Origin of the sequence: Pseudosulfitobacter sp. SM2401 (assembly GCF_042932805.1) — a bacterium.
Lineage (GTDB): Bacteria > Pseudomonadota > Alphaproteobacteria > Rhodobacterales > Rhodobacteraceae > Ascidiaceihabitans.
In genome coordinates this window covers 1,494,526-1,509,331 of record NZ_CP170633.1, presented here as the reverse complement: position 1 = coordinate 1,509,331, position 14,806 = coordinate 1,494,526, and the positions used below count along the sequence as shown (strand labels likewise).

15 protein-coding genes are annotated in these 14,806 nt (G+C 55.7%); 6 read left to right on the top strand and 9 right to left on the bottom strand.

Features of this window, described 5'->3' with window-relative positions:
* Positions 1-55 precede the first annotated feature (55 nt).
* The 3 genes from ACFIO0_RS07460 to ACFIO0_RS07450 are packed head-to-tail and all read left to right on the top strand — an operon-like array spanning position 56 to position 2,889.
* Entirely contained in the window at positions 56-1,345 is a 1,290-nt protein-coding gene (locus tag ACFIO0_RS07460) for an acyl-CoA dehydrogenase family protein (protein ID WP_390915300.1), read from the top strand.
* Positions 1,342-2,112: a glucose 1-dehydrogenase gene (locus ACFIO0_RS07455; protein ID WP_390914722.1), complete on the top strand. Its 771-nt coding sequence runs from the start codon at positions 1,342-1,344 to the stop codon at positions 2,110-2,112. The genes ACFIO0_RS07460 and ACFIO0_RS07455 overlap by 4 nt, the downstream gene beginning before the upstream one ends.
* A 3-nt stretch (positions 2,113-2,115) precedes the next feature.
* Positions 2,116-2,889 carry an SDR family NAD(P)-dependent oxidoreductase gene (locus tag ACFIO0_RS07450; RefSeq protein WP_390914721.1) on the top strand — a complete coding sequence of 258 codons (774 nt, stop codon included), beginning with the start codon at positions 2,116-2,118 and terminating at the stop codon, positions 2,887-2,889.
* On the opposite strand, the gene ACFIO0_RS07445 is transcribed toward ACFIO0_RS07450, so the two are convergent.
* The 4 genes from ACFIO0_RS07445 to ACFIO0_RS07430 are packed head-to-tail and all read right to left on the bottom strand — an operon-like array spanning position 2,886 to position 7,657.
* Positions 2,886-3,755, bottom strand: a complete 870-nt coding sequence (locus ACFIO0_RS07445; protein ID WP_390914720.1) for an acyl-CoA thioesterase domain-containing protein — start codon at positions 3,753-3,755, stop codon at positions 2,886-2,888. The genes ACFIO0_RS07450 and ACFIO0_RS07445 overlap by 4 nt on opposite strands.
* Positions 3,752-5,695, bottom strand: a complete 1,944-nt coding sequence (locus ACFIO0_RS07440; protein WP_390914719.1) for an acetoacetate--CoA ligase — start codon at positions 5,693-5,695, stop codon at positions 3,752-3,754. Before ACFIO0_RS07440 ends, ACFIO0_RS07445 begins: the two co-directional genes overlap by 4 nt.
* Positions 5,692-6,909, bottom strand: coding sequence for a serine hydrolase (locus ACFIO0_RS07435; RefSeq protein WP_390914718.1), 1,218 nt, complete (start codon positions 6,907-6,909; stop codon positions 5,692-5,694). The genes ACFIO0_RS07440 and ACFIO0_RS07435 overlap by 4 nt, the downstream gene beginning before the upstream one ends.
* A 4-nt stretch (positions 6,910-6,913) precedes the next feature.
* Positions 6,914-7,657, bottom strand: a complete 744-nt coding sequence (locus tag ACFIO0_RS07430) for an enoyl-CoA hydratase-related protein (RefSeq protein ID WP_390914717.1) — start codon at positions 7,655-7,657, stop codon at positions 6,914-6,916.
* A 135-nt stretch (positions 7,658-7,792) separates the two neighbouring features.
* On the opposite strand from ACFIO0_RS07430, the gene ACFIO0_RS07425 reads away from it, so the two are divergent.
* Genes ACFIO0_RS07425 through ACFIO0_RS07415 form a run of 3 tightly spaced genes read left to right on the top strand, consistent with a single transcriptional unit; the run spans position 7,793 to position 9,717 of the window.
* On the top strand, positions 7,793-8,401 hold the full coding sequence (locus ACFIO0_RS07425) for a glutathione S-transferase N-terminal domain-containing protein (protein WP_390914716.1): 609 nt from the start codon (positions 7,793-7,795) through the stop codon (positions 8,399-8,401).
* Positions 8,398-9,120 carry an SDR family NAD(P)-dependent oxidoreductase gene (locus tag ACFIO0_RS07420; protein WP_390914715.1) on the top strand — a complete coding sequence of 241 codons (723 nt, stop codon included), beginning with the start codon at positions 8,398-8,400 and terminating at the stop codon, positions 9,118-9,120. Before ACFIO0_RS07425 ends, ACFIO0_RS07420 begins: the two co-directional genes overlap by 4 nt.
* A complete protein-coding gene (locus ACFIO0_RS07415) occupies positions 9,121-9,717 on the top strand; it encodes a DsbA family protein (protein WP_390914714.1) in 597 nt (198 codons plus the stop codon).
* Between the two features lie 15 nt (positions 9,718-9,732).
* On the opposite strand, the gene ACFIO0_RS07410 is transcribed toward ACFIO0_RS07415, so the two are convergent.
* From ACFIO0_RS07410 to ACFIO0_RS07390, 5 genes are all read right to left on the bottom strand, one after another.
* Positions 9,733-10,437 carry an ATP-binding cassette domain-containing protein gene (locus ACFIO0_RS07410; protein WP_390915299.1) on the bottom strand — a complete coding sequence of 235 codons (705 nt, stop codon included), beginning with the start codon at positions 10,435-10,437 and terminating at the stop codon, positions 9,733-9,735.
* A complete protein-coding gene (locus ACFIO0_RS07405; RefSeq protein ID WP_390914713.1) occupies positions 10,434-11,192 on the bottom strand; it encodes an ATP-binding cassette domain-containing protein in 759 nt (252 codons plus the stop codon). Before ACFIO0_RS07405 ends, ACFIO0_RS07410 begins: the two co-directional genes overlap by 4 nt.
* Positions 11,189-12,484: a branched-chain amino acid ABC transporter permease gene (locus tag ACFIO0_RS07400; protein ID WP_390914712.1), complete on the bottom strand. Its 1,296-nt coding sequence runs from the start codon at positions 12,482-12,484 to the stop codon at positions 11,189-11,191. The genes ACFIO0_RS07405 and ACFIO0_RS07400 overlap by 4 nt, the downstream gene beginning before the upstream one ends.
* Positions 12,481-13,437 carry a branched-chain amino acid ABC transporter permease gene (locus ACFIO0_RS07395; RefSeq protein WP_390914711.1) on the bottom strand — a complete coding sequence of 319 codons (957 nt, stop codon included), beginning with the start codon at positions 13,435-13,437 and terminating at the stop codon, positions 12,481-12,483. The genes ACFIO0_RS07400 and ACFIO0_RS07395 overlap by 4 nt, the downstream gene beginning before the upstream one ends.
* 89 nt (positions 13,438-13,526) lie before the next feature.
* Positions 13,527-14,771 (bottom strand): ABC transporter substrate-binding protein, encoded by a 1,245-nt coding sequence (locus ACFIO0_RS07390; RefSeq protein ID WP_390914710.1) that lies wholly within the window; start codon positions 14,769-14,771, stop codon positions 13,527-13,529.
* Positions 14,772-14,806: the final 35 nt, after the last annotated feature.

Below are 14,806 nucleotides of genomic sequence, written 5' to 3'. Positions count from 1 at the left end.
TGCCCTTTGGGCTGACGCTAATATCAGGAGCCACCACATGTCCGAACCACTCGAAATGAACAACCTCGAAATGTCCGAAAAGGCCAAGCCACTGCTGGCTGCGGTCATCAAACACATTCGTGAAAACGTCGATCCGATTTCCGAAGAATACCACCGTCTGGGTGAAGGCCGCGCGGACCGTTGGTCGTATGCACCCGGTCAGCTGGAATTGCTGGAAACCGCCAAGCAAAAGGCGCGCGACAGCGGGTTGTGGAACTTCTTTTTACCCAACGCTGAAACCGGCGAAGGGCTGGCAAACCTTGACTACGCCTACATCGCGGCCGAGTTGGGCAAAAATTCACTCGCCTCGGAAACGCTAAACTGTTCCGCGCCTGACACCGGCAACATGGAAGTGCTGGAACGCATCGGCACCCAAGCGCAAAAAGACGAATGGCTCAAGCCGCTTTTGGCCGGTAAAATCCGGTCTGCTTTTGCGATGACTGAACCGGACCGTGCCTCGTCGGATGCCAAGAACATCGGCATGACAGCGGTGCTGGAAAACGGCGAGTGGGTCATGAACGGTGAAAAATACTACATTTCCGGTGCCGGTGACCCGCGCTGTAAGATCATGATTGTTATGGTAAAAACCTCGCCAGACGCAGAGGCATTCCGCCAGCAATCCCAGATCCTTGTGCCGATTGATACACCCGGTGTCGAAATCCTGGGACCAATGCATGTCTTTGGCCACGATGATGCACCACACGGTCACATGCACATTAAATTCGACAATGTCCGCGTGCCAGAAGAGAATATTCTGTGGGGCGAAGGCCGTGGTTTCGAGATCAGCCAAGTGCGTCTTGGACCTGGCCGCATCCACCACTGCATGCGCTCTATTGGGCAGGCCGAAAAGGCGCTTGATCTGATGATTGATCGTGGTCTGAACCGTGTCGCCTTTGGCAAAAAGATCGTTGATTTGGGCAAGAACATGGAGACGATTTCGCGCGCCAAAATCGAAATCGAATCCATGCGCCTGTTGGTTCTGAAAGCCGCCAAAGCGATGGACGTTCTAGGCAACAAAGAGGCCCGCATTTGGGTGTCGATGATCAAAGCCAAAGTGCCTGAGCAGGTCTGCGATATCATTGATCAGGCCATGCAAGTCCACGGCGCGACAGGCATCAGCCAATGGTCGCCGCTGTCGCAAATGTACGCCCAACAACGCACACTGCGCTACGCAGATGGCCCCGATGAGGTACACCACCACGTCATCGCCCGTCACGAAGTCCAGACCTTCAAAGACAGCAATTCGCGTCAGGATGCGGCCAAATCCCAAAACAAGGCCCTTGGTTCAGCAGGTGTGCGCGGATGAAAATGTTTGACCTGACTGGCAAGGTCGCGCTGTTAACCGGCGCGTCCAAAGGCATGGGGTTCGAGATGGCCAAGGGGCTCGCTGAACAAGGCGCAACCGTGGTGATTTCGGCCCGCACGCAAGACGATCTGGATGCGGCTGCGGCGGAAATCAACGCGGCTGTCGGGGCAACGCGCGCTTATGGCGTCGCGGCCAACATTGTGCACAAGGATTCGCTGCAAGCGCTGGTGGACAAGACCCACGAAATCGCCGGACCCATCGATATTGTGGTCGGCAACGCCGGTGTGAACCCGTATTTTGGCCCGATCGCCGGCATCTCGGACGAAGCCTACGAACGCACGATGAACGCAAACGTGCAATCCAACCTGTGGCTTGCCAAAATGGTCGCACCCGACATGGCCGCCAAGGGCAACGGATCGATGATGTTCACCTCGTCCATCGGCGCGTTCAAAGCGTCAGACAGCCTTGGCACTTACGGGATGTCCAAACTGGCGCTGATCGGTTTGGTGCGCAATCTGGCGATGGAATTCGGCCCGCAAGGCATCCGGTTCAACGCGATCTGCCCGGGGTTGGTTAAAACCGATTTTGCCCGCGAATTGTGGGACAAACCGGGCGTCGAGGAAAAATATTCCAAGGGCATCCCGTTGCGCCGTTTAGGCGAACCAGAGGATTTTGCGGGCCTTGCCGTTTACCTTGGTTCTGATGCCAGCAAATACATGACCGGACAGGCGTTAACCGTCTGTGGCGGCTCTAGCATGTGGGCGTAACCTATGGAACTCAAGGATAAAATCATCGTCGTTACCGGTGCTGCCAGCGGTATCGGCAAAGCCATGTGCATCCGCTACGCAGCCGAGGGTGCCAAGGCCGTCATTTGTGTGGACCGCGATGCTGTGGGTGCCAAAGTCACGGCAAACGACATGAACGGACACGCCTATACCGTTGATGTTGCTGTTGAATCCGAAATCACCGCAATGATCGACCACGTCGAGGCGAACATTGGCCCCATCGACCTATTCTGTTCAAACGCCGGTATCTCGGTCGCGGGCGGCGTCGAGGTTGGCAACGACGACTGGCAACGCATCTGGGACATCAACGTCATGAGCCACGTCTGGGCTGCGCGCCATTTGGTGCCGCTGATGTCTGAACGCGGCGGTGGCTATTTGTTGAATACGTCGTCGGCGGCAGGGCTGCTGAACCAAGTTGGCAGCGCGCCCTACGGCGTCACAAAACATGCCGCGGTGGGTTTGGCGGAATGGATGGCGATGACTTACGGCGATCAAGGGATCAAAGTGTCGGTTCTGTGCCCCCAAGCGGTGCGCACCGAAATGACCAAAGGCCACGAGGATCACGTCGCTGCGATTGACGGCATGATGGAGCCTGAGCCCGTGGCCGAGGCTTGCGTGCACACCATTCGCGCCGAAACATTCCTTGTTCTGCCGCACCCCGAAGTCATTGGCTACATGCGCGCCAAGACCGAAAACTACGACCGTTGGATCGGGGGTATGCGCAAGCTAAACCGCAAATACGGCGGGTTTGACGCCTAATCGCGTGGTTTTAGCGGCCTGATCAGCCCTTCTTGGGCGGTCGAGGCGATCAACGTACCGTGGCGGTCATAAATTGCGCCACGATTGAAACCACGCGCACCACCGCTCCAGGGGCTGTCCATCGTGTACAAATGCCAGTCCTGAAATTGCGCAGGCGCGTGAAACCACATGGCGTGGTCAAGGCTGGCCATCATCACCTCGCCTTTGACCCACGTCACGCCGTGCGGACGCAAGGATGACCCAAGCAGGTTCATGTCAGACGCATACGCCAGCAGGCAATGCTGCATTTGTGGGCTGGATCCAGCGGCAGCAGACATACGGAACCACAGGTGGTTCACGTCGTCCATTTTCGTTGGCTCAAAGAAATCACGCGGGGCGACTTCGCGAATGTCAATCGGGCGTTGGCGCAGAAATTCCTTGCGGAATTTTTCGGGAATGCGATCGACGATTTCATCCTGCAATTCCGTGCGGTCTTTTAGCCCGTCAGGCCCATCGGCGTCCGGCATCGGATGTTGGTGTTCCCACCCGTCCTCGTCAACGTGAAACGAACAGGACATGTTCAAAATTTGCTTGCCGTGCTGCACAGCAATTACGCGACGTGTTGTGAAACTACCGCCATCCCGCGCGCGATCCACCTGATAGATCACCGGAATTTTCGGATCGCCCGGTCGGATAAAATACGCATGCAAACTGTGGCACAGGCGTTCATCAACTGTTTGATAGGCAGCGGCCAAAGCCTGCGCGATCACCTGCCCGCCAAAAATGCGCGTTGGCGTTTCGCCGCCATTGCCAAGACCGCGAAACAGATCGACCTCAAGGCGTTCGACCTCAAGGAGATTCAGCAGAATGTCATGTGCGTCGCTCATGCCCGCCCTTTCGCGTAAGCCATAAAGAAATCGAAACTGTCCGGATTGGCCATCGAGTCGCGATTGACCACTTTGCTAGGGTCACCGCCCAAAAGCAGCTTTTTCACCGGAACTTCAAGCTTTTTACCCGACAGCGTGCGCGGAATCTCGGTGACTTCGATGATTTCATTCGGGATAAACCGCGCAGAAACCGAGGTGCGGATGGCTTGATTGATCTGTTCTTTGATTGCGTCAGTTAGCGGGGCTTTGGTCACGACAAACAGCGGCATAAAACTGTCACGACCCAAGAATTCCAGATCAACGACCAAGCTGTCTAAAACCACGTCAAGCCCTTCTACTGCCTGATAAATTTCGGCGGACCCCATGCGCAATCCTTTGCGATTGATCGTCGCATCAGAACGCCCGTAGATCACCGATGATCCGTCTTCCTTTATCTCGATCCAGTCGCCGTGCCGCCAAATTCCGGGGTACGTGTCGTAGTAACTGTCGTGCAAACGCGACCCGTCTTCGTCGCCCCAAAAGAACAGCGGCATTGAGGGCAGCGGTTGTGTGCAAACCAATTCACCGACCTGCCCGATCAGCGGATGTCCCGCCTCGTCAAACGCATGAACCGCATTGCCAAGCGCGCGACATTGCATTTCGCCAGCGCGCACAGCCATGCCCGGATGCCCAAGCACAAAAGCACCGGCCAGATCGGTACCGCCTGAAATCGGGGCCAGCCACACGTCCTGTTTGACCTGCGTATAAACCCAGTCATACGCATCAGAGGACAGTGGCGATCCGGTTGATCCAAGCGAACGTAAGGCGCCTAAATCCACATCATCGCGCGGTGTAATCCCAGCCTTGAGACAGCCTGAGAAAAAGGCAGCACCTGCGCCGAAATATGTCAGCCCTTCGTCGGCGACAAACCGCCAGATCACGCCCATGTCGGGGTAGTGCGGCGCGCCGTCGAACATGGCCACACGCGCGCCCTGCCCCAACGCCATCCACTGCGCGTTCCACATGATCCAGCCCGACGACGTCATCCATGCAAAGCGATCCTTGGCACCCAAATCATGGTGCAGCGACTGTTTCGCCGCCTCTAGAATGATGCCGCCGTGCCCGTGCACAATCGGTTTGGGGTTGCCCGTGGTGCCAGAACTGTAGACGATCCAAAGCGGGTGATCGAACGGCACTTGGGCAAAGTCTGGAACATGGTCACCTGTGATCGCGTCGGACCAAGCGGACCACCCGTCCGGCAGCGATTGACTAACCGGCACCATCAAGCGGTGCGTCACGCTGGGCAGGCCATTTGCGATCTGCGAAACGACTTCGCTGCGGTCGATGTGTTTGCCCGCGTGCACATAACCGTCTTGTGCGATCAGCACCTTGGGTTCGATCTGTTTGAACCGATCCAAAATTGCGACGTGCCCCATGTCAGGGGCGCACAGCGACCAAATTGCGCCGATGCTGGCACTGGCCAAAAACGCGATCAGCGCGGTCTGCGTGTTGGGCAAAATCGCGACAACCCGGTCACCTTTGACGACCCCTTGGGCGCGAAAATGCGCGGCGGTATTAGCAACCTGTTGGGCCAATTCACCCCACGTCAGTTCACTGCGCCCAAAGGTTTCTGACTGCACAACGATTGCAATGTCATCGGCGCGATCCGTAGCGTGAGACAGGGTTTGACCTGCGTAATTCAAATGCGCACCCGCGCACCACGCCGCACCGGGCATGTCGCGGTTGCCCAATATTTCTGTGTACGGCGTTGAGGATTGAATGTTGAAAAACGACCAGATAGCTGACCAAAATCCATCTAAATCAGTGACGCTCCAGTTCCACATTTCGTTGTAATCAGAGAATGTCAGGTCACGATCCTCATCTAAAAATCGTTCGAACGCGGCCATGGTTGATGCCGCATATCTATCCGCCGTGGGTTCCCACAAAACTGGTGCGCTCATGTCAGGGCACCGTGCAGGATCGCCTTTAGTTCAGGGCGCGCGGGGTAGGATGATGATGGCGACAACTGCGTGAAAAACACCACCGAAATGTCATACACCGGATCAACCCAAAAGAAGGTTGAGGCCATGCCACCCCAGCTGAAATCGCCCACAGACCCCGGACATCGGGCAAGGGCCGGATCCAGTACAACCGCCCCGCCGATGCCGAACCCCATGCCATCCATCGGTTGCTCGGCAAAGCTGCTTGGGCCCATGGACGCGATGTCGCCGGCCAAATGGTTGCGCATCATAAACGACATCGTCGACGCAGACAGCAGGCGCACATCACCTAGCGCGCCGCCACCGCGTAGCATCTCGGTGAACTTCATGTAGTCATCGATCGTACCGACCAATCCACCGCCGCCGGAATGCATGTTGGCCTCTAAAAACGGCGAACCTGTCGTGCGATCGACACAGCGCAAAGTCTCGCTCCCGGTTTGGGCTGCATTCAAATCCATCGCGCTGCCAGCCAACGGTGTGTAGAGCGACGCAAAGCGGCCATGTGCTTGTTTGGGCAGTGAAAACGCGGTTTCCCCCATGCCAAGTGGACCCAAGATCATGTCTTGTAACGCCTGTTCCAAAGTCTGGCCTGTCACGACTTCGATCACGCGACCGATCACATCAATACCGACCGAATATTCCCACCGCTGCCCCGGATGAAACGCCAGCGGATAGGCCGCGAGCGAACGACATAAATCAGCGAGCGGGCCTTGATCACATTTGAAAACCAGGTCCTCCTCCATCATCGCTTTGCCCAGCACGCCGGGGTTAAACGGATAGCTAAGACCGGAGGTGTGCGTTAGCAATTGATGCAGCGTTGGACAGGCGCAAGGTTCAGTTTGTGTGATGTCGCTGGCATTCGGGATCAGCGCGCGGCATTCCGAAAACTCAGGGATGAACCGCGACAACGGCGCGTCCAAATGCAGCAATCCACGTTCCACCAACATCATCAATGCGACAGAGGTGACTGGTTTGGTCATCGAATAAATACGCGCCACAGTATCGCGTTCGAACGGCAATTCATCTTGCACATCCCGCAGGCCGGTGGCGTGAAAATACACCTCTTGTCCGCCTTGATTGATCAGCACGGACGCGCCCGCAAACCGACGCTCATCCACGTAGTGCTGCATCCAGGTCGCAATCCGCGATAGTTTTGATTTATCCAACCGTGCCATATTCTTACCCCAACATCTTTTGCATTGCGGCGCGGGTTTGGGTGTTGAACCAAGCCGCTGGTGCGTCAGCCGTCGCAGCCTTGATTTTGGCGATTACCTCGCCTCTGATCTGATGCTTGATCGATGCGTAGGCGATGGACGGCAATGCGCCAAATTCAGCGGCATCTTTTAGCGCCTCGCTTAAGACATCCTCACGCGGCACGATTTTGTCGACGATCCCTGCGGCCAAGGCGTCGTCGGCGCCAATCGGTTGGCCGCGCAAAATCAAACGGCGCAAGTCATTGGTAGACAAAGTCGCCCGCGCGATTTCGAAAGGTCCAACGGGAAAATCAACGCCGACCCGCACCTCTGCCAGCCCAAATTGGGCATTAGGGCTGGCGATCCGATGATCACTGGCCAGCACAAAGAAAAACCCACCTGCAATCGCAGCGCCTGCGGCGGCACAAATCACCGGTTTTGGGCAGGCATACTGCGCGAGAAACCCTTGGTTCAAACCGTCAACAATTGCGCGTTGTTCAGCTTGATCAAACCCCTGCGCTGCCTTTAGGTTCAGCCCTGCGGACAACACTTTGAGCGGGCTGGACAAAACGATTGCCCGCACGGCATCATCCGCCCCTAGATCAAGAAACACATCGCGGTAGCCGATCAATGCCTCAGGCGTCAGCGCATTGACCGGCGGGCTGTTCAAGCTCAGCTCGACAACACCGTTTTCGTGGTTAATCCGCGTGATCCAACTGCTGTCAGCCATGTTCAACTCCTGTGACGATTGCACCACAAGTGTGACCGCACATCGCAGCAATTCAAAGCACAAACCGTGACGCAACTGTCTGTTTGACGCAGCGATTTTCGCGCCCTAGCCTATGACAAACACAAGGATGCGCTGATGCTGAAACTCTACTTTGCCCCCAACACACGTGCGGTGCGGATTGCGTGGCTGCTAGAAGAACTCGGGCTGGATTACGAACTGATCCGCTTTACGCTGGGCGACAAGGAAATGCGCCAAGAATCGTTTCTAAAAGTGCACCCAAACGGCCGTGTTCCTGTGTTGGTTGACGGCGATGTGACCATCTTTGAAAGCGGCGCAATTGTGGAATACATCCTTGCGCGGCATGCAGGTGGACGCATGCGGCCTGATGTGGGTTCCGATGATTTTCCGGCTTATTTACAATGGCTTCACTATAGCGAAGGCATGATGATGCCCCCGATTAACACGATCATTGTCGAGACCGTGATCCTGCCGCCAGAGCGGCGCAATGAGGTCAATGTCAAGCGCGCCCAAAAGCTGTTGGGTCAGATGTTAACAACCGTGGAAACCCATATGCAGGGGCGCAAATTTCTGGCAGGCGACTTTTCAGGCGCGGATATCATGCTGGGTCATAACATCACTGGCATCAGCCGGTTTGGCGACTACCTCGATAATCTGCCCAACCTAAACGCCTATGCGGATCGCCTGATTGCGCGCCCTGCCTTTCAAAAGGCGCACGCACTATGAGCGGAACAATCCTGATCGTGGGTGCCGGTGATTACATCGGCGCTGCGATTGCAAAACGCTTTGCACAGGGTGGTTTTACGGTCTGTCTGGGCCGGCGGAACGGCGCAAAACTGGCGCCACTAGAGGCCGAGATCAAAGCCGCAGGTGGCGTCGCCCACGGCTTTCATCTGGACGCACGCGACGAAGATGACATCGCACTGGTGTTTGCAACAATCGAACGCGACATCGGACCTCTGGATTTGGTGATCTATAACGTCGGCGGCAACGTGCGCTTTGGCATCCGCGAAACCACAGCGCGGGTGTTCCGCAAGGTCTGGGAAATGGCGTGTTTTGGCGGATTTCTAACCGGGCAAGCCGCAGCAAACGTTATGGTGCCACGCGGCAATGGCGCGATCTTTTTCACCGGTGCGACAGCTAGCATGCGCGGCGCGTCTGGGTTCGCAGCGTTTGCATCCGCGAAACACGGGCTCAAGGCGCTGGCGCAATCGATGGCGCGCGAACTTGGGCCGTTGGGCATTCACGTTGCCCACTTGGTGATTGATGCAGGTGTCGATACAGCTTGGGTGCGTGATCTTAAGGCCAAAGCCGGTCAAGGGGTTCAGGACGGTGATCTGTTAGATCCAACGTCGGTCGCCGAAACCTATTGGCAGCTGTATCATCAACCCAAAGACGCGTGGACGTTCGAAATGGACATTCGCCCCTTTAAGGAGACTTTCTAGATGCGCGACGTTGAGTTTTACTACGATTTCAGCAGCCCTAACGCCTATTTGGTGCACAAGGTTTTGCCAACAATCACAGCACGTTATGACGCGCAGGTCATTTCGAAACCGATCCTGCTGGGCGGTGTGTTCAAATCCACCAACAACCAAGCCCCGATGCTGGCCTTCAAAGATATCCCGGGCAAGGTTGATTATATGCGTGTTGAAATGGCGCGCTTTCTTGAACGGCACCAGACGCCGTTTTTGTTCAACCCGCATTTCCCTGTGAATTCGCTAAACCTGATGCGCGCGGCTGTGTTTGCACAAGGAAAACCTTGGGAAAGCAAATACATAGACGCCATATTTGATGCGATGTGGGTGCAGGGCAAGGCGTTGGCGGATATCGCTGTCATCACCGACGTGCTGGATGCTGCCGATTTGCCGACAAGGGACATTATGAACGCGTCGCAAGACGCTGATATAAAATCAAATTTAGCCGATGTTACCGCTGCTGCCGTTGCGCGTGGCATCTATGGGTCACCCGCAATGTTCATCGGGGACGAGATGTTTTACGGCAAGGATTCCCTCAGCGATCTAGAATGGCGTTTGGGCCAGTAACGGCCCAAACCAACCCTATACTTCGAGCCACTCTTTGCGCACATCGTCACGTCCGCGCAGCTCGTCCGGTGTGCCCTCGAACTGCACCTGCCCGTGGCCCATGACATAAACGCGATCCGCGATATCCATAGCGATCGATAGCTTTTGTTCGACCAGTAACGTGGCAACACCGCGCTTTGCGATTTCCTGCAAAACATCAGCGACGCGTTTCACCATTTGCGGCGATAGCCCTTCTGTCGGTTCATCGATCATGACCAATTCAGGGTCACCCATCAACGTGCGGCACATGGTTAACATCTGTTGCTCGCCGCCGGACATCACGGATGCTTCGACGTCCGCGCGTTCCTTCAGATTCGAGAACATGTCGAACATGTTTTCCATCGTCCAACGCCCCGTGCCCGCCTTTTGACCGGGCTTCATTCCTAAAATCAGATTTTGGCGCGTGGTCAAACCGGGAAAGATATCGCGGTTCTCAGGAACATATCCAAGCCCCAGATTGGCAATCTCAAAGGCCTTTTTACCAGCGATTTCCTGACCACGAAACTTGACCGACCCTTGTGGTGGCACTTCGCCCATGATCGCCTTGCAGGTGGTCGAACGGCCCACGCCATTGCGGCCCAGCAGCGCTACGATTTCGCCCTCTTGCACGTTCAGATTTACACCCTGAAGGATGTGGGATTTGCCGTAATAGGCATGTAGATCAGTGACTTCTAGCATCAGTGTTCATCCTCCAATGCTTCGCCCAGGTAGGCTTCTTGGACCTTAGCGTTGCCGCGCACCTCTTCGGGGCGTCCCGTTGCGATGATTTCGCCGTAGACCAAAACTGAGATGTAATCAGCCAGTCCAAACACCACGCCCATGTCGTGTTCGACCATGATCAGGGTTTTGTTTTCGGTGACTTTGCGGATCAGCTCAACGATGTAATCTGTTTCGGAATGGCTCATGCCAGCGGTCGGTTCGTCCAACATGATGACGTCGGCACCACCGGCGATGGTGATCCCGATTTCCAGCGCACGCTGTTCGGCGTACGACAGCACACCAGCCGGCAGATTGCGCCGTGCCGTAAGGTTAATTTGCTCTAGGATCTGCTCAGCACCTTCGGTCAACGCTTTGGACCGCGACACCAAATTCCAGAACGAATATTTGTACCCCATCGACCACAACAGCGAACACCGCACGTTTTCAAAAACAGTCATCGCAGGGAAAATATTGGTGATCTGGAACGAGCGCGACAGCCCCATGCGGTTAATCTGATACGGCTCAAGCCCCGCCAGATTGTGACCATGCAGCGAAATCGTACCAGCAGTTTGCGCAAAACGACCTGTGATCAAGTTGAACAGCGTCGATTTCCCCGCCCCGTTTGGCCCGATGATGGCATGCCGTTCACCTTTGCCGATCGACAGGTCAACGCCGCGGATAATCTCGGCTTTGCCAAAACTTTTGGTCAGCCCGCTGAGTTCAAGTGCAGCGCTCATGCGTCACCTCCTGTCGTTGGTGGTGTGTTGGCATCGCCCCATGCTTCTTTCAGGTCCGGGGCTGTGGTTTTTGTGATGTAGAATGCGATGGCTGTGATGACGGTCACGATGACCCAAGGCACTACCGCGTGGCTGTCAAACGTCGTCCAAAAGATCGTCATTTCATCATCGCCCACAGACGCGTGGCGATAGTGAAAGATCATCTCGACCAAGGCCGCGATGCCAAGCACCGTAATCAGCCCCGGGATCAAGGTTTTGACGTAGGGCATCACAAGTTTTCCTGCGTTTCCGAACTTGAAGGCGGGCACGTGCATCATGATCAACCCCGCTAAACCGCCGGGGAAATACATCACTGTGGCAAGGAACAACGCCCCGGCGTAGAACGCCCAAAGCTCGGTTTCGAGCGACAGAACTGTCTGCAAAAGCGTGAAGGCGATTGCCCCGATGATCGGCCCGAAAAAGAAGCCGACGCCGCCCAAAAAGGTTACCAAAAGGATGATGCCGGATGACGAGGTGTTCAGGTTTTCTTCGGTCAGGATTTCGTAGTTAATGGCGAACAGGCCACCCGCAATCCCGCAGAAGAAACCGGATGCCATAAAGCTGTAGAACCGGACCCAACGAGATGAATAACCCAAGAACTGCGCGCGCTCTGGATTGTCACGCACAGCGTTTGCCATGCGACCGACGGGCGTGCGCGAGAACAGGTACATCAGGGCGGCCGACAACATCAGCCAGAATGAAATCAGATAGTAGACTTCGATCTGTTTCAGGAACTCGATGCCGAAGAATGGCAGGCCGTAGGTGCGATCGCCCGAGATGCCTTCTTCGCCGCCGAAAAACGCAACGATGATAACCGAACAGGCCGCGACCAGTTCGCCAATGCCAAGCGAAATCATGGCAAACCGCGTGCCTGCCCCACTGGTCGAAATGGCACCGATCAGCATGGCAAAACCCATCCCGAACAAACCACCAAACAGCGGCAGAACGGGTAGCGGCAGCGCGATGCCAAAGTCTTCGACGTAGTTCATCACGTGCATGCACAAGAACCCGCCCATGCCCATGTAGACCGCGTGCCCAAAGGATAGCATCCCGCCTTGGCCCAGCAACATGTTGTATGCCAAGGCAAAAATCACGGTGATCCACATTTGGTTCATGATCGTGATCGACGAATTGTTGTCAAAAATGAACGGCAAGACCAGCAGCAGCAAGGCGGCCACGATCCAAGGGCCCAGCGTCAGGGACATTGCCCCTGCGCGCAGCGGTGAAGCGGTTGTTTTAGCTGTATCGCTCATGCGTCACGGTTCCCCAATAGGCCGTAAGGGCGGAAAATCAGGATCAGGACCATCAGGATGTAGGGCAAAATATCCGCGATTTGCGGGCTTGTGACGGTCCAGAGGTCTCTGAAAACATTATCGGCAAGGTTTTCCGGTGTGGCAATGCCGATCGCGTTCAGAACGTCGGACATGGCCAGGTTGTAGGATTTGGCAAATGTCGTGATCCAGCCAATCAGCAGTGACGCGACCAAGGCGCCCCAAAGTGATCCAAGGCCACCGATCACGATTGTCACAAACACAATAGATCCCAGCACAAATGCCATGCCCGGGAACGTGCCCAGCACTGGCCCCGCGATCACTCCGGCGACACCGGCCAGCGCTGTGCCAACCCCAAAGACGCCCATGAAAATCAGTGGTACATTGTGGCCCAAGGCCTCAACCGTTTTGGGATAGTTCAACGCAGCTTGGATGATCATGCCGACACGGGTGCGCGTCAGCACATACAACAGCCCGATAAAGATCGCGACCGAGATGAAGATCATGAAAATCTTGTATGCAGGAATGGAATTGCCCGCGATTGCGAAGGCTGTGAAATTCAGCACATCCGGAATATTGTAGGCCATCTGGTTCTTACCCCAGAGGAACTGCACCAGTTCTTCGATCAGCAGCGCGAGGCCAAAGGTAAAGATCAGCTCGGGCACGTGACCGTATTGATGCACACGGCGTAGCCCGTATCGCTCAACCCCTGCCCCAAGGACACCAACAATGATCGGCGCGATCAGCAGCCCCATCCAGAACCCCAGCGCAAGGCTGATCTGAAAGGCGAAATACGCCCCAAGCATGTAAAAGCTGGCATGAGCGAAGTTCAAAACGCCCATCATGGAGAAAATCAGCGTCAGGCCGGCGGAAAGCATAAACAACAGCAGTCCAGTCACCAGCCCGTCGATTAGATTGACGAGTACGAGTTCCATCTGTCCCCCAAGATTTTTGGCGATGTTTCGGTGGTAAAGTTAGAAACGCCCGCCCCGCATCAGCGGGACAGGCGCGTATGAGCGATCCCTTATGGGCGCTGCATGTCGCAGGTTGACGTGCTGTCCATGGCGGCCATTGAAACTGTTGTTTCAGTGACTGTGCCGTAGTCAGATCCGTCATACGTGAATGTCACACCTTCGTTTGTGTGCGCCGAGATGTGAACATCCTGGATCGCTTGGTGATCGTTCGGACGCATAAAGATCTTGGAGCCGAAGATGCCGTCGTATTCCATGCCCTCAAGTGCCGTTGCGATTGCAACAACATCATCCGCGGTGCCGGCTGCATTGATGGCTTGTGCCAACATACCGATCACGTTGGAAATGCGCGGCTGGTCAACGTTGCCGTCCGGGAATTTCACCTTGAACGCGTTGTAGTAGTCGCTTGCCGCGTCAGACACTGGCGGGTTGATTTGACCTTCGCCAACCAGACGGATCACGCCTTTGCCGGTTTCGCCAAATGCACCGGTGATACCGGAGCCAGCCGCATAATACGTGTAAATCGGGCCAGTATAGCCGTTTTCAATCACGGATTTGCCAAGACCCAACATGTCGGAGCCCCAGTTGCCAGTGATCACAGCGTCCGCGCCGGAGGCAACGATTTTGCGTGAATACGGGGTAAAGTCTTTTACTTTGCCGATCGGGTGCAATTCGTTGCCGACGATTTCGATGTCAGGGCGTTTGGCCGTCAGGTTTGCAACCGCAGCCGCCGCAACAGCCTTACCAAAGGAATAGTCCTGACCGATAACGTAGACTTTTTTGATGCTCTCGTCCGCTGCCATAACGTCTGTCAGCGCGTCCATTTTGATGTCGGCGTTGGCGTCAAAGCGGAAGTGCCAGAAGTTGCACTTGTCGTTTGTCAGGGCTGGATCAACCGCTGCGTAGTTCAAGAACAGAACGCGGTCGTCAGGGTTGCGTTTGTTGTGCTTGTTGACCGCTTCGGTGATCGCGTTCGCAACACCAGAAGAGTTGCCTTGCGCGATGAAACGGATGCCTTGGTCAATTGCGACTTGCAGCTGGATCAGCGACTCTTTCGGGCTGATCTTGTTGTCGAAACCAACAACTTCGAACATGTCGCCCTCAAGGACGCCACCGTTTTGGTTGATCATGTAGTCGGCCGCGAATTCAAATTGGTGCAGACCGTTGGTGCCGGTGCTGGCAAACGGGCCAGACAGTGGATCGATAAAGGCAACTTTGATTGTGTCGGCGGTGACAGCGGCAGAGCTGACAGTCAGTGCCAGTACAGCGCCCAAGCCGAGCTTCATGGATTTACGCATATTTGTTCCTCCCTAGAACATCTTTCCGACATGTC